General features: G+C 68.9%; 15 protein-coding genes. 8 read left to right on the top strand and 7 right to left on the bottom strand.

Annotation, left to right across the window (positions count from 1 at the left end; genetic code table 11):
- The first annotated feature begins 181 nt into the window (after positions 1-181).
- A complete protein-coding gene (locus tag ACXJKQ_RS02855) occupies positions 182-385 on the top strand; it encodes a DUF3311 domain-containing protein (RefSeq protein WP_457104266.1) in 204 nt (67 codons plus the stop codon).
- Positions 382-1,842: a sodium:solute symporter family protein gene (locus tag ACXJKQ_RS02860; protein WP_457104267.1), complete on the top strand. Its 1,461-nt coding sequence runs from the start codon at positions 382-384 to the stop codon at positions 1,840-1,842. The genes ACXJKQ_RS02855 and ACXJKQ_RS02860 overlap by 4 nt, the downstream gene beginning before the upstream one ends.
- A 9-nt stretch (positions 1,843-1,851) precedes the next feature.
- On the opposite strand, the gene ACXJKQ_RS02865 is transcribed toward ACXJKQ_RS02860, so the two are convergent.
- Genes ACXJKQ_RS02865 through ACXJKQ_RS02880 form a run of 4 tightly spaced genes read right to left on the bottom strand, consistent with a single transcriptional unit; the run spans position 1,852 to position 5,350 of the window.
- Complete coding sequence (locus ACXJKQ_RS02865; protein WP_457104268.1) at positions 1,852-2,625, bottom strand: ABC transporter permease; 774 nt, start codon at positions 2,623-2,625, stop codon at positions 1,852-1,854.
- On the bottom strand, positions 2,622-3,557 hold the full coding sequence (locus ACXJKQ_RS02870; protein ID WP_457104269.1) for an ABC transporter permease: 936 nt from the start codon (positions 3,555-3,557) through the stop codon (positions 2,622-2,624). Before ACXJKQ_RS02870 ends, ACXJKQ_RS02865 begins: the two co-directional genes overlap by 4 nt.
- Positions 3,558-3,600: 43 nt before the next feature.
- Positions 3,601-4,659: an ABC transporter ATP-binding protein gene (locus ACXJKQ_RS02875; RefSeq protein ID WP_457104270.1), complete on the bottom strand. Its 1,059-nt coding sequence runs from the start codon at positions 4,657-4,659 to the stop codon at positions 3,601-3,603.
- Between the two features lie 4 nt (positions 4,660-4,663).
- The gene (locus ACXJKQ_RS02880; protein ID WP_457104271.1) at positions 4,664-5,350 is read right to left on the bottom strand and encodes a Crp/Fnr family transcriptional regulator; all 687 of its coding nucleotides are present in this window, start codon (positions 5,348-5,350) and stop codon (positions 4,664-4,666) included.
- A gap of 245 nt (positions 5,351-5,595) precedes the next feature.
- On the opposite strand from ACXJKQ_RS02880, the gene ACXJKQ_RS02885 reads away from it, so the two are divergent.
- Positions 5,596-6,498 carry a UDP-3-O-acyl N-acetylglycosamine deacetylase gene (locus ACXJKQ_RS02885; protein WP_457104272.1) on the top strand — a complete coding sequence of 301 codons (903 nt, stop codon included), beginning with the start codon at positions 5,596-5,598 and terminating at the stop codon, positions 6,496-6,498.
- 24 nt (positions 6,499-6,522) lie between these two features.
- On the opposite strand, the gene ACXJKQ_RS02890 is transcribed toward ACXJKQ_RS02885, so the two are convergent.
- Positions 6,523-7,296 carry an HD-GYP domain-containing protein gene (locus ACXJKQ_RS02890; protein WP_457104273.1) on the bottom strand — a complete coding sequence of 258 codons (774 nt, stop codon included), beginning with the start codon at positions 7,294-7,296 and terminating at the stop codon, positions 6,523-6,525.
- A gap of 545 nt (positions 7,297-7,841) precedes the next feature.
- Between ACXJKQ_RS02890 and ACXJKQ_RS02895 the strand changes: the two genes are divergently transcribed.
- Positions 7,842-9,707 carry an ABC-F family ATP-binding cassette domain-containing protein gene (locus tag ACXJKQ_RS02895; protein WP_457104274.1) on the top strand — a complete coding sequence of 622 codons (1,866 nt, stop codon included), beginning with the start codon at positions 7,842-7,844 and terminating at the stop codon, positions 9,705-9,707.
- Positions 9,708-9,743: 36 nt separating this feature from the next.
- On the opposite strand, the gene ACXJKQ_RS02900 is transcribed toward ACXJKQ_RS02895, so the two are convergent.
- The gene (locus ACXJKQ_RS02900) at positions 9,744-11,045 is read right to left on the bottom strand and encodes an aspartate aminotransferase family protein (protein WP_457104275.1); all 1,302 of its coding nucleotides are present in this window, start codon (positions 11,043-11,045) and stop codon (positions 9,744-9,746) included.
- 95 nt (positions 11,046-11,140) lie between these two features.
- On the opposite strand from ACXJKQ_RS02900, the gene ACXJKQ_RS02905 reads away from it, so the two are divergent.
- Positions 11,141-11,995, top strand: a complete 855-nt coding sequence (locus tag ACXJKQ_RS02905; RefSeq protein WP_457104276.1) for a LysR substrate-binding domain-containing protein — start codon at positions 11,141-11,143, stop codon at positions 11,993-11,995.
- A 111-nt stretch (positions 11,996-12,106) separates the two neighbouring features.
- On the opposite strand, the gene ACXJKQ_RS02910 is transcribed toward ACXJKQ_RS02905, so the two are convergent.
- Positions 12,107-12,781 carry a hypothetical protein gene (locus tag ACXJKQ_RS02910; protein ID WP_457104277.1) on the bottom strand — a complete coding sequence of 225 codons (675 nt, stop codon included), beginning with the start codon at positions 12,779-12,781 and terminating at the stop codon, positions 12,107-12,109.
- 788 nt (positions 12,782-13,569) lie between these two features.
- Between ACXJKQ_RS02910 and ACXJKQ_RS02915 the strand changes: the two genes are divergently transcribed.
- From ACXJKQ_RS02915 to ACXJKQ_RS02925, 3 genes are all read left to right on the top strand, one after another.
- Positions 13,570-14,634: a WcbI family polysaccharide biosynthesis putative acetyltransferase gene (locus ACXJKQ_RS02915; RefSeq protein WP_457104278.1), complete on the top strand. Its 1,065-nt coding sequence runs from the start codon at positions 13,570-13,572 to the stop codon at positions 14,632-14,634.
- Between the two features lie 81 nt (positions 14,635-14,715).
- Entirely contained in the window at positions 14,716-15,744 is a 1,029-nt protein-coding gene (locus ACXJKQ_RS02920) for an alpha/beta fold hydrolase (RefSeq protein WP_457104279.1), read from the top strand.
- A gap of 304 nt (positions 15,745-16,048) precedes the next feature.
- Positions 16,049-16,486 (top strand): GlcG/HbpS family heme-binding protein, encoded by a 438-nt coding sequence (locus ACXJKQ_RS02925; protein ID WP_457104280.1) that lies wholly within the window; start codon positions 16,049-16,051, stop codon positions 16,484-16,486.

A 16,486-nucleotide genomic window follows, 5' to 3' on the forward strand; every position in this document is an offset into this window, starting at 1 on the left:
CACCACCGTGTCGAACGGCGGAGCCCTTCACGAGATTATGCGCGCCCGAAGCGTAGCCGCGTGCGCGAGCGCACAGCACGCAGAAGTGATCCCGATGCGCGAAACGTGGGCTTGGCGGCGTTGACAGGGGAGATCGACTGATCCAACCCGCGGTATCGGGGCCTTCTGAACGGTATCGCGCATGCGAAATCTGCGGTGGCTCGCCGCCCTGCCCTTCCTGGGCATCCTGCTCGGCCCCTTTTTCCTCAACCGGGTCGAGCCCTTCGTCGTCGGGCTGCCGCTGCTCCTCGCCTGGCTCGTGTTCTGCGTGATCGGCACGTCGGCCGTGATGGGGCTGATCTACCTGACCGACCCCCAGAATCGCACGCCGGAGGATCCGCGATGAGCATCGCACTCCTCATCGTGGCGGCCGGCTTCGCGCTGGCGATCGGGCTCGGGCTCTACGCGCGGATGGGCCGGGAGATGGGCCTCGAGCAGTGGACGGTCGGCGGCCGCGGCTTCGGGACCGTGCTGGTTTTCCTGCTGATGGCCGGCGAGATCTACACGACCTTCACGTTCCTCGGCGGCTCGGGCATCGCCTACGGCAAGGGCGGCCCGGCCTACTACATCCTCTGCTACCTGACCCTCGCCTACGTCACCTCTTACTGGCTGCTGCCGCCGGTCTGGCGCTACGCCAAGCAGAACGGGCTCTACACCCAGCCCGATTTTTTCGCGCGCAAGTACGGCAGCCCGGCCCTGGGCATGCTCGTGGCCCTGGTGGGGATCGTGGCCCTCGTTCCGTACCTCGTGCTCCAGTTCAAGGGCTTGGGGATCATCGTCTCCACGGCGTCCTACGGGGCGATCTCGTCGACCGCCGCGGTCTGGATCGGCGCGGCCGCCCTGACGGCCTACGTGGTGGTCTCAGGTGTGCACGGCTCGGCCTGGACGGCTGTGATCAAGGACACCAGCATCCTCTTCGTGGTGGTCTTCCTCGGGATCTACCTGCCGGTGCATTATTATGGCGGCTACGAGGGCCTGTTCCGGGCGATCGAGGACGCAAAGCCCGGCTTCCTCGCCCTGCCCGATCGCGGCCAGAGTGCGACGTGGTTCACCACCACGGTCCTGCTCACCGCGTTGGGCGGCTACATGTGGCCGCACACCTTCGCGTCGCTCTACACGGCCCGCGAGCCCAGCGCGTTCCGGCGCAACGCCGTGATCCTGCCGATCTACCAGCTGATCAACCTGTTCGTCTTCGTGATCGGCTTCACCGCCGTGATGCAGGTGCCCGGCCTCACCGGCCCGGACGTCGACCTGTCGCTGTTCAAGCTCTCGCTGGCGACCTTCCCGCCCTGGGTGATCGGTCTCATCGGCGCCACGGGCGTGCTCACCGCCCTCGTCCCGGGCTCGATGATCCTGATCGCCGGCGTGACGCTGGTGGCCAACAACCTCGTCCGCCCCCTCCGCCCCGGCATGGACGATGCCGCCACGGCGCGCCTGTGCAAGATCCTGGTGCCGGTTCTCGCGGTGGTCTGCGTCGGCTTCACCCTGTCGGGGGGCGACACGATCGTGCAGCTCCTGCTGATGGGCTACAATTTCGTCACCCAGCTCTTCCCGTGCTTCATCACCAGCTTGATGCGCCGCAACCCGCTCGACCGCCGTGCCGCGATGGCCGGCATCGTCGCCGGCGTCTCCACGGTGGCGGCAACCGTCCTGAGCGGGTTCAGCCTGTCCAAGCTCGCGTTCCTGGGGCCGCTTCAGGATGTGAATGTCGGCATCGTCGCGCTGATGGTGAACATCATCGTCACGGTCGCCGTGGCACAGCTCACGCGCGAGGGGACGACCGCCGCGCAAGCGGCCGAGTGACGACACGCATCAGGCCTGCGCCCGCCTTGCCGTGAGCCAGGAGGCGAGCAGGACCGCGGCGCTGACCAGCCCGACGAGGAGGGTCGAGGCCGCGTTGATCTCTGGATTCACCCCGAGGCGGACCTGGCTGTAGAGCCGCATCGGGAGCGTGGTCGCGCCGGGTCCGGAGACGAAGCTCGCGATGACGAGGTCGTCGAGCGACAGGGTGAAGGCCAGGAGCGCGCCGGCCGCGAGAGCAGGAGCCAGGAGCGGCAGGGTCACGGTCATGAGCACGCGCGCGGGCGTCGCGCCGAGATCGGCAGCGGCTTCCTCCAGCGACCGATCGAGGCCGCGCAGGCGCGCCGCGACCACCACGGCCACGAAACCCGTGCAGAACGTCGTATGGGCGATGACGATCGTGAGGAGGCCCCGGTCCAGCCCGATCCCGATGAACATCAGCAGGAGCGAGAGGCCGATCATCACCTCCGGCATGACGATCGGTCCGAACACCAGCCCGGTGAAGAGGGCGCGTCCGCTAAACCGCCTCTGCCGCTCCAGGACCAGGGCCGCCAGGGTGCCGAGGATCGTGGCCAGCAGGCTCGCGAGGAGCGCGATCTTCAACGAGACCCAGGCGGCCGCGAGCAGCGTCGCGTCGGACATCAGCACGCCGTACCAGCGGGTCGAGAAGCCGCCCCAGACCGTCACCAGGGGCGACGCGTTGAACGAGTTGACGATCAGCACCACGATCGGCGCGTAGAGGAAGGCGAGGCCGGCCGCGAGGGCGGTGCGGGTCACCCAGGTCACGGGGCATCTCCCTCACCGGCGCGCAGGCTGTCCCGGAACAGGACCACCGGGCCGATGACGATTGCGAGGATGAGAACCGCCACGGCAGAGGCCAGGGGCCAGTCGCGGTTCGAGAAGAACTCGGCCCACAGCACGCGTCCGAGCATCAGGGTCTCGGAGCCGCCGAGCAGGTCCGGGATCACGAACTCGCCGACCATCGGGATGAAGCAGAGGCCGGCACCGGCCGCGATCCCGGGCAGGCTCAGTGGCAGGGTCACGCTCCAGAACACCCGGGCCGGCGAGGCCCCAAGATCCGCGGCGGCCTCCCGCAGGGTCGGATCGAGACGGTTCATCACCGCGTAGAGCGGCAGGACCATGAACGGCAGATAGGCGTAGACCAGCCCGATGATCACCGCGGCGTCGGTATTCAGGATCGTCAGTGGCGCATCGATCAGCCCGAGCCGGGTCAGCACGAGGTTGAGCAGACCTTCCGGTTTGAGGATCGCGATCCAGGCGTAGATCCGGATCAGGAAACTCGTCCAGAACGGCACGACCACCAGCGCCACGAGGATCGGCTGCCAGCGAGGCGGCGTCCGGGCCAGGGCGTAGGCCAAAGGTGTCCCGAGGGCGACGAGGATCAGGCTGGCCAGGGCCGCGTAGGTCAGCGAGCCGAGGGCGGCGTCGCGGTAGAGGGGGTCGGCGTAGAGCGTCCGGTAATTGTCGAAGTTGAGCGCTTCGAGAAAGGTCGACCAGCCGTCGAGACCCGCATGCCAATCGAGCACCGGCAGATAGGGCGGGATCGCTGTCGCCGGCTCCGACAGGCTGATCTTGAGGGTGATGGCGAAGGGCAGGAGGAAGAAGGCTGCCAGCCAGAGGAAGGGTGGCAATCGCACCAGCCGATCGAACAGCCTCATGGATCTCCGGCCGCTCATGGGCGGGCGGCCTGCGCGCATCGGGCCGAGCCCGCACGAGAATCCGCGTCGGTCTGAGTCGGATTCATGCCGGCAGGATCACGGCGGCCCCGGGCGCGAAACCGGCATGCGACGCCGATCCGGCCGCGGCTTCGGTCTCCGCCGGTCGCCCGCTCGCCCGCAACAGGGTGCCGTCGGGCAAGCGCAGCGTGCGGCGCACGCGGTCTCCGAGAAATACGGAATCGGCGATCACCACGGGCAATCCCTCCGCGCCGAGGACGAGATCCTCCGGCCGCACGGCCACCACCACGGCGGCCCCCGTCGCCAGCGAAGCCGGCGCAACGCCCGGAACGGTGCCGTATGCGGTCTCGACGACGCGGGTTCCGTCGGGTTTTTCGGCTGCGAGGCGACCGGGGATGAGGTTCACGTCGCCGAGCAGCCCGGCCACGAAGCGGCTCGCCGGGCGCCGGTAGAGTTCCGCCGGCGGCCCGACCTGGACCAGGCGACCCCCCTCCATGACGCCGATGCGGTCGGCGAGCATCATCGCCTCCTCGGGATCGTGGGTGACGACGATGAAGGCGGTGCCGAGTCGCCGCTGGACCGCGCGCAATTCGCCCTGTGTCTCCTCACGCAGGCCGCGATCCAGGGCGCCGAGCGGCTCGTCGAGCAGCAGCAGCCTCGGCTCCCGGGCCAGGGCGCGGGCTAGGGCGACCCGCTGCCGCTGACCACCCGACAGCGTGTCGGGCCGACGGTCGCCGAACCCATCGAGGCGCACGAGCCTGAGGAGGTCCGTCACCCGGTCGGACATCGCGGCGCGGCCGAGTCCCTTGAGGCCATAGCCGATATTGCCGGCCACGCTCATGTGCGGGAACAGGGCGTAGGACTGGAACATCATGTTGACCGGCCGCCGGTGCGGCGGCAGCCCCGTCAGGTCCTGCTCGCCCAGCAGGATCCGTCCCGCGGTCGGCGTCTCGAACCCCGCGATCATGCGCAGGAGGGTGCTCTTCCCGCAGCCCGACGGTCCGAGCAGGCAGAAGAATTCCCCAGGCCGGAGATCGAGGGTCACCGCCTCGACGGCGCGGTGCGTGCCGAAGCGTTTGGTCAGCTCCTCGATCCGCAGGCGCGGCGCCGGCAGGCCGGACAACGGATCAGGAATCCTCGCGCAGCGCCTCGGCCACGCGCGCTTCGAGGAGATCCGGACGGCGCAGGACCAGGGCGCCGCGGGTGCGGTCGACCAGACCCTCGGCAGCCATCGCGGTGAATTCCCGGGTCACCTGCTCGCGGCGGCAGCCGATCCGGGCGGCGAGGACGTGGTGGTACGGCGGCGGCGACACCACCCGCTCGCCCCCGGCGCCCGACCTCGGTACGGACAGGCGCAGCAGCTCGGCATAGAGCCGGTGCTTGAGGTCGAGCAGGGCGTGTTCCATAAGCCGCGTGTTCAGCTCGCGCACGCGCTTGGCGAGGAGCCGGAACAGCCGGTCGGCGATCGCCTCGGAGGCGAACACGATCTGCCGGAACACCGCGGCCGGCACCACGCAGACTTCGCCGCGGGTGAGCGCGGTGACGTTGGCCGAGCGGCCGATCCCGTCGATCGCGGCGAGCTCCCCGAAGAAGGCACCGCCCCGCATCTCGCCGAGGATCACCTCCTTGCCGGACTGCGTCCGGTTCAGGATGCGGACCTCACCGGAGGCGATGAAGTACACATCCGTCGAGATATCGTCGAAGTCGACGAGGACTTCGTTCTCGTCGAAGCGGCGCCAGTGACAGCGGGATTCGTAGGTGGTGAGCTCGATGCCCGGATCCTTGAAGAAGGGTATCGTCCCCAACCGCGCCATCGATCGTGTTCCCTCAACTCCGGCCTCCGTCCCTGCCCTGACGGGGGCCGACCAGCAGATCTGGGGACGGGAGCAACCCGCACAGTGAAACCGCGCCCCGCCGGGGCGGTGCTGGATCGATCGGGCGAAGGTAATCGTGACGGTCGCGGGCTGGGCGGTCAAGCCGCGAGCCGATGAACAGGAGTTTATTAGCGTGCGTTGGCTACGAGGGCTAAATTCCTCGCCCGCCGTGGCGGGCAGTTGTGATGCACCAAGACGTTCCTTTCCTGCGTTCCACCTCCAGCACGGCACCCCGTCAGCAGGCGACGGTGTCGTGCGCGTTCGAGCGGTCCGGCCGAAGCCTGCATTCCGGGCGGCATGCGACCGTCCGTGTCAGCCCGGCACCGGCCGGCCATGGCGTCGTCTTTCGCCGTCGTCTCAAGGACGGCCGCACCGTCGACGTGCCGGCACAGTGGCGATACCGCGAGCCGCAACCGCTCTCCTCGGCGATCCGGCGCGAGGGGGTCCTCGTCCGCACCATCGAGCACCTGTTGGCATCGCTCAGCGCGCTGCGGATCGACAACGTTCTGGTCGAGATCGATGCGGACGAACTGCCGATCTTCGACGGCAGCGCGACGCCCTGGTGTGAGGCGATCCGCGCGGCGGGTCGGAGCAAGCAGGCCACGCCCTGCCGGGTGATCCGCGTGGCCCGCACCGTGGCGGTCGAGAACGGGCGGCGTCGGCTCCAGATCGAGCCGGGCCGGGGCCTGCACATCACCGGCCACGTCGCGCTCGCCCATTTCGGATCGATCGACTGGTCGGGCGCGATCACGCCGGAGAGCTTCGAGCGCGAGATCGCGCCGGCGCGCAGTTTCGGCCGCTACGTGCGTGCCATGGCCGGTCGCGCCTATGGCCACCTTTTGGGAAACGACTTCCTTCAGGGGGTGTCGCCACGCTCGGCGGCGCTGCTCGTGCGGGGGCGCGTGCTCGGCGGAATGCGTGTTCCCGGCGAACCGGTCCGGCACCGGATTCTCGACCTCGTCGGCGATCTTGCCCTGGCGGGTCATCCGATCGAGGGACGCGTCGAGGCACTCCACACCGGCCACGAACTCAATCACGCCCTCGTCGCGGCCCTGATGCGAGACCCGTCGGCCTGGGAACTCGTTTGACCGCTCGCCGTCCCGCCTGCGGTCTCAGGCGGAGGCCCGACGGGGCGTGTCGCAGGCGTCCGCGACCGCGCCGAACGCGCGGACCAGATCCATGTCGAGGCGCGAGTCCATCTGCGCGAGGATCGCGTAGGCTTCACTGGCCGACTTCGGAGCCTTGTAGGGGCGTGCCTCGATCAGCGCGGCGTAGATGTCGCAGATGGTGATGAGACGCACGAGATCGGGGATCTCCGCGCCGCGCAAGCCATCCGGATAACCCGAACCGTCCAGATATTCGTGGTGCGAGCGGACGACCGATAGGGTCAGCGCATCGTAATCGCCCGTCAGCAGCATCGCGTGACCGAGCGCGGGGTGGCGATCCATCTCGCGCCGCTCCTCCGGGGTCAGGGGGGCGGGTTTGTTCAGGATGGCGAGGGAGATCTTGGCCTTGCCGATGTCGTGGAGCAAAGCGCCTTTGACCAGATATCGGGAGTCGGCCTCGTTGAGACGCAAGGCCCGGGCGAATTCCGCAGCGAGGCCGGCCACGCTGAGACAATGGCGGTGGGTGACGTCGTCGAAGCTCGCGACCACCGCGAGCCAATCGCGCACCTTCGCCTCGCGGATCGCCTGATTCACGAGGTTGGCGCCGGACTCGACAATGGCCAGCGGCGGCGCCGCATCGGCCCGGAAGATGGCGGCGAAGGCGGAGCGGGCTTCCGTGACGTGTTGCTGCCAAGGGCCCGCCGGCCGCTTGACAGGCGCGCCGCCGGTCAGGGCGGCAACGGCGTTCAGGAGCATCGCATTCGCGGCGGAGGCCGGCATGATACGGGTCGCGCCGAGGGCGGTCGCCTGGATCTCGCCCCGCCCGAGACTGCCGTGGATGAGGGCGAGGAACGGCGTTGTGGGTCCGCGCGCGACGGTCAGGGCCTGTCGGAGGCGCCGAACGGATTCGGACGTCAGCGCGCTGACGTCGCTGATGATCAGCGCAGCCCCAGCGGGCGGAGGGACGTCCCCGTAGAGATCGTGGACCGAAACGGAACCGCCGGCGCCGAGATGGCGTGCGAGGCGCTCGCCGCGGCCGATCTCGTCGGTCAAGATCAGGGTCTGGCCCACCATCTCCCTCCGCCGTTCGACTCTATCCCGAGCCCCCGACGTCCCGGCGGGCGACCGTGATAGAACCGATAATCAGCTAATCATCTGCTAGATGCACAACACCCGCTGCTTGTTTGACGCCATTCCGTTAAAAATTCAGCCGTCCTTGCAGATCTCGTTGCGATGTGAAGCGCTCGGATCAAGCGGGACGCTCGGATCGCACGCGGCGCGGGGTCGGCCTTGCCTCGCCGCGTCCGGACGGCCAGAAGGCCGCCATGCTGCGCGTCAACGACCTCACCTATCGCATCGGCGACCGTCTGATTCTCGATTCCGCGAGCTTCACGATCCCGGAGGGCGCCCGCGTGGGGCTCGTCGGGCGCAACGGCGCCGGTAAGACCACCCTGTTCAAGGCGATCCTCGGCGACCTGCCGGTCGATGCGAAGTCCGTTTCGCTGCCCAAGGGCATGCGGATCGGCGCCGTCGCCCAGGAAGCCCCCGCGGGACCGGAGACGCTGCACGCGGTGGTGCTCGCCGCAGATACCGAGCGCGCCCGCCTGATGGCGGAGGCCGAGCACGCGGACGGCTTGCGCCGGGCCGAGATCGAGACCCGGCTCGTGGATATCGGCGCGCATTCGGCGCCCGCCCGCGCCGCCGCGATCCTGCACGGCCTCGGCTTCGATGCCGCGGCACAGGGGAGACCGTGCTCGGACTTCTCGGGCGGGTGGCGGATGCGCGTGGCGCTCGCGGCGGTGCTGTTCTCCGAGCCGGACCTGCTGCTTCTCGACGAGCCGACCAACTATCTCGACATCGAGGGTACCCTCTGGCTCTACGACTATCTGGAGCGTTACCCGCGCACTGCGATCATCATCAGCCACGATCGCGATCTCCTCGACACGAGCGTCGACCACATCCTGCATCTCGACCGCGGCAAGTTGGCGATCTACCGCGGCGGCTATTCGAGCTTCGCCAGGCAACTGTCGGAGAAGCGCGTCCTGCAGGCCAAGGCGAAGGTCAAACAGGACGCCGAGCGGGCGCATCTCCAGAGCTTCATCGACCGGTTCAAGGCCAAGGCGACCAAGGCGCGCCAAGCCCAGTCGCGCATGAAGCGCCTCGCGAAGATGGAGCCGATCGCCGCGCTCCTCGAGGACGACGTGCCGGTGATTCATCTGCCGAGCCCGGAGAAGCCGCTGTCGCCGCCGATCGTCGCCATGGAGCGGGTCAAGGCCGGTTACGGCGACCGGGTCGTGCTGACCGGCCTGGACCTCAGCCTCGCCCCCGACGACCGTGTGGCGCTCCTCGGCGCCAACGGCAACGGCAAGTCGACCTTCTGCAAGCTGATCGGCGGCCGGCTCGGGCCGATCGGCGGCGAGGTCAAGCGCTCCTCCAAGATGGAGGTCGCCTATTTCGCGCAACACCAACTCGACGAGCTTCGCCCGGCCGAAAGCGCCTACGCGCATGTCCGGACCCTCATGCCGGATGTACCGGAAGCGAAGGTGCGAGCCGCAACCGCACGGCTCGGGTTCGGTGCCAACAAAGCCGACACGCCGGTGGAGAAGCTCTCGGGGGGCGAGAAAGCGCGGTTGCTCATGGGGCTCGCGGCGTTCCAAGGCCCGCATCTCTTGATCCTCGACGAGCCGACCAACCACCTCGACATCGAGAGCCGGCAGGCCCTCGTGGAGGCGATCAACGACTACGAGGGTGCCGTTATCCTCGTCTCGCACGACCGATTCCTGGTCGAAGCCTGCGCAGACCGGCTGTGGCTGGTGGCGGACGGCACGGTGAAGACCTTCGATGGCGACATGGACGACTACCGACGGTTCGTCCTGTCGGGTCCGGAGCGCGAGGCCGAGCGCGAGGCGGAACCTTCGGGCGGCCAGAAGGCAGAGGCGCGCCGCGCTGGCGTGGAGCGCCGGGCCGCCCTCGCCCCCCTGCGCAAGCGCCTCGAATCGATCGAGGCGCGGATGGCGAAGCTGACCGCCGCGATCCAGAAGATCGACGCGGCGCTCGCGGATGGGACTGCCTTCCGCGAGAACGCCGCCAAGGCCGGCGAGATCGCCAAGATGCGCGCCGACGCGGCGAGCGCGCTCGCCGTCGCCGAGGAAGAGTGGCTGACGGTGAGCACGGAGATCGAGGCGGCCTGAGTCTTTTGGCGCCTGCCGGAAAAGCCCTGTCGGCTGTCAGACCGCGCTTTCGAGGGCGCGCTCCAGGATGTCGACCCCGAGGTCGATTTCGGTATCGGTGGCGGTCAGCGGCGGCGCGATGCGAAACACGCCGCCCATGCCCGGCAACTGGACGATGTTCATGCTGAGCCCGAGGTCGAGGCACCGGCGGGTGACCGCGTCGCCAAGTTCCGGTGCCGGCACCTTCGTGGCCCGGTCGGCGACGATCTCGACGCCCTGAAGCAGCCCGCGCCCGCGCACGTCGCCGATGCAGCCGAAGCGCTGCTGGAGCGCCCGCAGCCGCGCCGAGAGCCGGGCTCCGGCTGCCTCGGCCCGCGCGACGAGGCCGTCGCGCCGGACGATCTCCAGCACCTTGAGGCCCACCGCCGCCGGAAGCGGATCGGAGACATGCGTGGTGTAGAACAGGAAGCCCCGCGCGTGGCAAAGGTCCTCGATCTCCGGGGTCGTCATGACTGCGGCAAGCGGCAGGCCGGCTCCCAGGGTCTTCGACAGGGTTAGGATGTCCGGCACCACGCCGTCGCGCTCGCAGGCGAACATCAGGCCGGTGCGGCCGATGCCGGTCTGGGCCTCGTCGAGGATCAGCAGCATGCCGCGCTCGGCGCACTTGCCCTTGAGCGCGGCGAGGTAGCCCGGCGGCAGCTCGATGATCCCGCCGGAACTCAGGATCGGCTCCGCCAGGAACGCCGCGAGGTTGCCGGTCGACTGCCGATCCAGAAGCGCGAAGGCGTAGTCCAGCTCGGTTCGCCAATCCGATGCGCCGTCCTTCTCGAACGCCGGTCGGTAGGCGTTCGGCGCGGGGATCGCGAAGGATCCGACCTGCGCCGGCCCGTAGCCCTTGCGACCGGCGCTGTAGGTCGCCGCGGCGGCTCCGGCCGTCATGCCGTGCCAGGACTGGGCGAAGCTCACCACCTCCCACCCGCCCGTGGCCAGCTTGGCCATGCGCAGGGCCGCCTCGTTGGCCTCGGCGCCCGTCGTCAGCAGCAAGGTCCGCTCGAGGCCGCCGGGGGCGATTCGCGCCAGTTCCGTTGCCAGATCGACGACGGGACGGCTCAGCATGCCGCTGAACAGGTGGTCGAGCTGTCCGACGTGATGCGCCGCGACAGCAGCGATCTCGGGATGACCGTGACCCAGGATCGCGCTCATCTGGCCGGAGGTGAAATCGAGGATCTTCCGGCCCTCGGCATCGTAGACGAAGCTGCCCTCCGCCCGCTCGATGATGACCGGCGCGAAGGCGCCGCCGTACCGGACCAGATGGCGACGCGCCCGCGTCCAGAAGTCGGGATCGTCGTTTCGCGTCATGGCCGCTGCTGTTCCCCTGTCGAACCCGCCCAGGCTAGAAGGGGATTCACACGCAGAAAAGCTTATAGTTCTGAACTGAGAGTTCACCTTTCCTGATGGGACACAGCCTCGATATCGATCTGCTCCGCAGTTTCGTCACGGTGGCGGAGACGGGCGCCCTCAGCCGCGCCGCTGAGCGCGTCAGCCGGAGCCAGGCCGCGCTCAGCATGCAGATGAAGCGCCTGGAGAATCTCGTCGCTCAGCCGCTGCTGCGCCGGACCGGGCGGGGTGTTTCGCTGACCGTGCAGGGGGAGCGCCTCCTGCGCCACGCGCGCCGGATCCTGGCCGCGCACGACGATGCCCTGGCGGAATTGAACGGGCAGAGCCTCAACGGCTCCCTGAGGATCGGCTGCCCAGACGATTACGCCCAGGCGTTCCTGCCGACGCTGTTGCGCGGTTTCGCGCGCCATCATCCCGGTGCCGCGATCGCAGTCGTGTGCGCTGCGACGCCGAGGCTGGAGAAGCGCCTGCAACAGGGCGGCCTCGACCTGGCGCTGGTCTCGGTCCCCCTCGCGGCCGGACGGGAGATGCTCAGGCGTGAGGACCTCGTCTGGGTCGCCGCGCGCGACAGTGCCGGCCCGTGGCCGAATCCGCTGCCGCTCGCTCTGGGGGACCCCGACACCCTTGATCACCGGGCTGCGCGCGCCGCCCTCGACCGAGCCGGTCGCGCATACCGCATCGCTTACGCGAGCGGCAGCCTGTCCGGTCTGCTGGCCGTGGTGCGCTCCGCCCAGGCCGTGGCGGTCCTGACCCGTTCCGCCGTCCCGCCCGACCTGCAGGTGCTGACCCGCGACAGCGGCTTGCCGACGCTGCCTAGGATCGGGGTGACACTGAATCTGGACGAACTACACGCCGCGCCGTTGACGCGAGCCTTTGCCGCGCATGTGCGGTCCGTCCTGCCGACGCTCTGACCCGGGTCGCCGGGGTCGGCGCCGAAATCATGCATCCGATCCAAGCCGCGCGCCGACGCCGGACCTCACGGCCTCCAGTCGCCGTGATCTCACATGGCCGATGCAAGGTCGTCATCCGTCATCGGAATGTTTCGGCCAGAACAGTACGATTTCATCGTTGTCGACATTGATCCAATTGATATGCGTGCCGGGATTTTCATGGCGGATCGCTTCGAAATGCTCGCTGTTGCAGAGCGGATAGATGTTCTTTTCCAAACTGCTCAAGCCGGCGTCGATCTGTGCCTGACGCAGAGCCGATCGGACGTGCGTATCCGCCAGCAATAGCCCGCGGAACTTCCGGCCGGCGATGTCGGGAAAAGCCGCGCTCCAAGTCGCCATCACCCGCGGATTGTCGTACTGAACGACCGTATCGGTCTCGACGATTCGGGACGGGCTGTGATCCAGCCGGACGTCCTCGGTCCAGTTCCGGTTGGCCGCGGCCATCGTCTTGGTCGTTTCAGGCGATACGACGGGCGTCGTCGCCGCAGCCGATGCCAGCTCCGCGACGACCTGCGCACCGCGCCGGTCGGGCGGGTCGAATGCCGCCGCGTCGGCCGCCTGGATCCGGGTCTCGGCCAACGCGAATACTGCGACGGCAGCCTCGGGCGACAGCGTGTAGATGGACCGCGGATCGAGAGGCGGCGGTGCGACAGCAATCGCCTCCTTCGGTGTGGGGGCCCCCGCTTCGACGGGCTGTGGCTTCTGGGCGGCCGCCGTGACGGCAGCGATCGAAGGTACGTAATCCATCGCCAAATCTCCGACTGTTCAGGACGATGCGAAGGCCCGCCGCCTTTCCGTTCCAGCCCGTTTTCCATCTCCCCCCGGTGCGTTGGCCGCTGAGTGCCAGCGCCACCCGGGGCCGACTGTCGTCTGGAACCCCTGTCCCCTATTGCCGCGGCCGCCGGCCGCATGAACCGACAGTCCAAGCGCCGGCGCATTGAGACCGGATTCGTGATGGCGGCCACTGTCCCAGGTGCCATAGTGCAAAGCCGGCCTCGCTGTAGGCGCGGTCCGGGTGGCCGCCACGTCGGTCCAGGCTGACGGGGATGAAAGTGAGGACGCCTCGATCGTCGGGCGCCCCGCGGCCTTCATGCCCGCGAGCGACCCATCCGCGAGCTTCATGCTCCGTTCATTCCAACGTGCACTTGGCGCCCTGAAGGTGTCAACGCTCAGTCGTGTCGAATCCAAGCATTACCGCGATCTTTTCAACCAGGATGCCGGGCATTTATCTGGACGACGGATGAAATTTTCTCTTGGAGATCTAAACAATTCGAGGTGCGCGCATCCGGTAGAACATCGACTAACTGTGCCCTCGCGACACGATGACCGCGTCGCGACTTCCGTGGCGGACCGGTCGGCGACTCCGTGGGTTCGCGCCACGGGATACGCGGTCGACCGGCGCCGAAGCGCGAGGCGCTCGACATCGGGAGCGCGACAGAGCCCCTGATCCCGGCCGAAGACCGTGATTCCCGGGGCGTGCCAGCCCGCCGCAGGCGGTGTTTGCCCGCGGCCCGCGGACATGCGAGAGAGACCGGATGTTGACCGTCGATAGCCTCTGGCGCGCGCGGCACCGGCTCGCGCAGTTCGGGAAGAAGCGGACAGGATCTCCGCGTATCCTCGTGATCGGCGTCTGTCAGGCCGGGTCCATCGCCAAGGCGATGCGTTACCTGCTGCCCGACGCGCGGGTGGATTTCGTCTCGGCCTTCACGGCCGCCCGCCGGTTCCCGCGCCTCGCGGACCTCATGGCCCATGCCGACGGTTACGACCACGTCTTCAGCAGCATCTACCTGCCCCGGTTCAAGGGCGGCGGTACGATCGACACCCTGCGGACGCACCCGAAGGTGCGGTTGATCCCGACCATCGTGTTCAGCGCCTATCATCCGGATCTCGTCCATGTCGGCGTGCAGGATTCGGTGACGCTCCACGGCCTGATCTCAGGGCCGATGGGCCATTCGCATTCCGCGATCACCCTGTTCGCCTACCTGTCGGGCTTCTCGCAGGCGCAGGCGCTGCGTCTGTTCTCCGAGCCGGTCTTCGAGCGCCTCGGGTATTTCAATTTGTGGGACGAGTCGGTCGCGTATCTGCGCGGGCTCGGCGTCCAGGCGGGCTACGACCTCGACACACATCTGACGCGGTGGGCGCGGCGGGGCTGCTTCATGCACTCCATCAACCACACCAAGCTCTACGTGGTGGCCGATCTCGCCCGCGGGCTGCTGACCAAAGCCGGCGTGCCGTTCGAGGAATGCGACCTCGACGCCTTCCTGCCCGACGACCTCGGCGGCCAGGGCAGCTGGCCGGTCTATCCGGAGATCGCCCAGCATTTCGGCGTTGCCGGGAGCGCCCTGTTCTTCAAGGCGGAGACACGCCGGTCCGGCCCCGCGCGCACGATGAGCCGGGCCGAATTCATCGCGGCCTCCTATGCCAACTACGACCGGCGTGAGCGGAAGCTCCTGATCTCGCAGCGGGTCCAGGGCTGGCTCAACGACCCGCCGACGGTAGACTTCCTGCGCGAGGCGGCGGGTCGGTGTGACGCGCCGGCGCGGTCGGCCGCCCAGGTCCCGGCCCTCAAGGCGGGCAGCTTCGCCGGGCACGCCTCCTAGCGCCGCGGATCCGGCACTTCCCGCCGGTCCCGGCGTTGTCGCGCACCGCCCGCGGATGCGGGATCGACTCGAGGTGTCCCGATGAATCCCCAGTCCCGGCACCGCACGGGCCGCATAGCGACCGCGGCGGCCCTGACGCTCGTCGGCTCGGCCGCGGGCCTCGTCGGCTGGAGCCGCCTGTCGGTGAACAGGCGGATGCCCCTGCCGCCGGCCCTTCCGGGGCGGCACGATCTGATGCCCACTCGGCGCGCCGGCGCGCTCTCGCTCTATCGCTCGACGGAGGCGGACGGTGTCCCGCTCCTGCTGATCCACTCGATCAACGCGGCCGCCAACGCCTACGAGGTCCGGCCGCTCTACCTGCGCTTCCGCAAAACGCGGCCGGTCTACGCCCTGGAGCTGCCGGGGTTCGGATTCTCCGAACGCTCGCGCCGCCGCTACACGCCGCGCCTCATGGTGGAGGCGATCCACGCCGCCGCGGACGAGATCCGGCGTTGTCACGGGGATCACCCCATCGATGCCCTGGCCCTATCCCTGTCGGCCTCGTTCCTCGCGCGGGCCAGCCTGGAACGCTCGGATGCCTATCGCAGCCTCGCGCTGGTCAGCCCGACGGGCTTCGACGCACGGCTCTCCGGTGAGGGACCGCCGGACGGTCATCGGGGACGCGACTGGCTTCGGGACATCCTCGATCGACCGCCCCTGGGCCGGCCGCTGTTCGACGCCCTGGTCACGCGTCCGAGCATCCGCTTCTTCCTGAAGAAGACCTTCGGCTCGGACAGGATCGACGAGGGCCTTCTCGCCTACGACCACGCATCGGCCCACCAGCCGGGTGCCGAGCACGCGCCGTATTGCTTCATCGCGGGTCATCTGTTCCCCACCGACGCGACACGCCTCTACGAGCGCCTGCGCCTCCCGGTCTGGATGGTGCACGGCGAACGCGGCGACTTCGTCGACTATCGGCTGGTGCCGCGTGTTGCCGATCGGCCCAACTGGCGCGTCGACACCCTGCCGACCGGCGCGTTCCCGCATTTCGAGCAGCCGGAAACGGTCGCGGACCGCTACGACGCGTTTCTGGCGCGCATCATTCGCCTGCCGGCGGCTCGACCGTTGTGATCCGGTAGCGCAGCCACACCACGCCGTCGGAGAGGCGCTCGCAGGCCGTGGGGTCGAGCCTGCGACGGCTGCCCATCGTCTCCGTCTCCGCCCCGTCGAAGTCGAAAACCGCGGGGGCGCCCGACAGGCCGTCGACCGCTGGGGCGAGGAGCGCAGGCTCAGCTCGTCGATGAGGCCGGCCCACGGATCGGCCCACCGCTGCGAAAGGGATCGAACGCGGCAACAGCCTGCATCGGTGGACCGGTCGGGCTCCCATCCGTAAGGATGGGGCCGCCGCAGGGAGCGGCGTCCACCTTGGATCCCGATGATCGATCTCACCCTCGAGGCCGCCCGCACAATCGTCGACACGGCCCTGCGGGAAGCGCGAACGCGCACACTCAAGCCGCTGGCCGTCGTCGTCTACGATGCCCGCGGCGCGCTCAAGGCGGTCGCGGTCGAGGACGGCACCTCCCTGCGCAGGGCCGAGATCGCCTGCGGCAAGGCCAACGGCGCGCTGGCGCTCGGCCTCGGCTCCCGGGCGATCCATGCCCGCGCGGAGGCTCAGCCCTACTTCGTCGCGGCCGTGACCCATCTTGCCGGACCCGCCGCTCTCGTTCCGGTGCCCGGCGGTGTCCTGATCCGCTCCACGGAGGGCCGGCTCCTCGGCGCCGTCGGCATTTCAGGCGACACCTCCGACAACGACGAGATCTGCGCGGTGGCCGGCATTCAGGCGGCCGGGCTCGTCCCGGAGACCGGCGGCTGA

It is taken from the genome of Methylobacterium sp. P5_C11 (assembly GCF_054049775.1).

Bases quoted from the DNA above. Each gene is read 5' to 3' on its own strand.
- ACXJKQ_RS02855 (WP_457104266.1), top strand. From the start codon at position 182: ATGCGAAATCTGCGGTGGCTCGCCGCCCTGCCCTTCCTGGGCATCCTG.
- ACXJKQ_RS02860 (WP_457104267.1), top strand. From the start codon at position 382: ATGAGCATCGCACTCCTCATCGTGGCGGCCGGCTTCGCGCTGGCGATC.
- ACXJKQ_RS02870 (WP_457104269.1), bottom strand. From the start codon at position 3,557: ATGCGCGCAGGCCGCCCGCCCATGAGCGGCCGGAGATCCATGAGGCTG.
- ACXJKQ_RS02880 (WP_457104271.1), bottom strand. From the start codon at position 5,350: ATGGCGCGGTTGGGGACGATACCCTTCTTCAAGGATCCGGGCATCGAG.
- ACXJKQ_RS02885 (WP_457104272.1), top strand. From the start codon at position 5,596: ATGCACCAAGACGTTCCTTTCCTGCGTTCCACCTCCAGCACGGCACCC.
- ACXJKQ_RS02890 (WP_457104273.1), bottom strand. From the start codon at position 7,296: ATGCCGGCCTCCGCCGCGAATGCGATGCTCCTGAACGCCGTTGCCGCC.
- ACXJKQ_RS02895 (WP_457104274.1), top strand. From the start codon at position 7,842: ATGCTGCGCGTCAACGACCTCACCTATCGCATCGGCGACCGTCTGATT.
- ACXJKQ_RS02900 (WP_457104275.1), bottom strand. From the start codon at position 11,045: ATGACGCGAAACGACGATCCCGACTTCTGGACGCGGGCGCGTCGCCAT.
- ACXJKQ_RS02905 (WP_457104276.1), top strand. From the start codon at position 11,141: ATGGGACACAGCCTCGATATCGATCTGCTCCGCAGTTTCGTCACGGTG.
- ACXJKQ_RS02910 (WP_457104277.1), bottom strand. From the start codon at position 12,781: ATGGATTACGTACCTTCGATCGCTGCCGTCACGGCGGCCGCCCAGAAG.
- ACXJKQ_RS02915 (WP_457104278.1), top strand. From the start codon at position 13,570: ATGTTGACCGTCGATAGCCTCTGGCGCGCGCGGCACCGGCTCGCGCAG.
- ACXJKQ_RS02920 (WP_457104279.1), top strand. From the start codon at position 14,716: ATGAATCCCCAGTCCCGGCACCGCACGGGCCGCATAGCGACCGCGGCG.
- ACXJKQ_RS02925 (WP_457104280.1), top strand. From the start codon at position 16,049: ATGATCGATCTCACCCTCGAGGCCGCCCGCACAATCGTCGACACGGCC.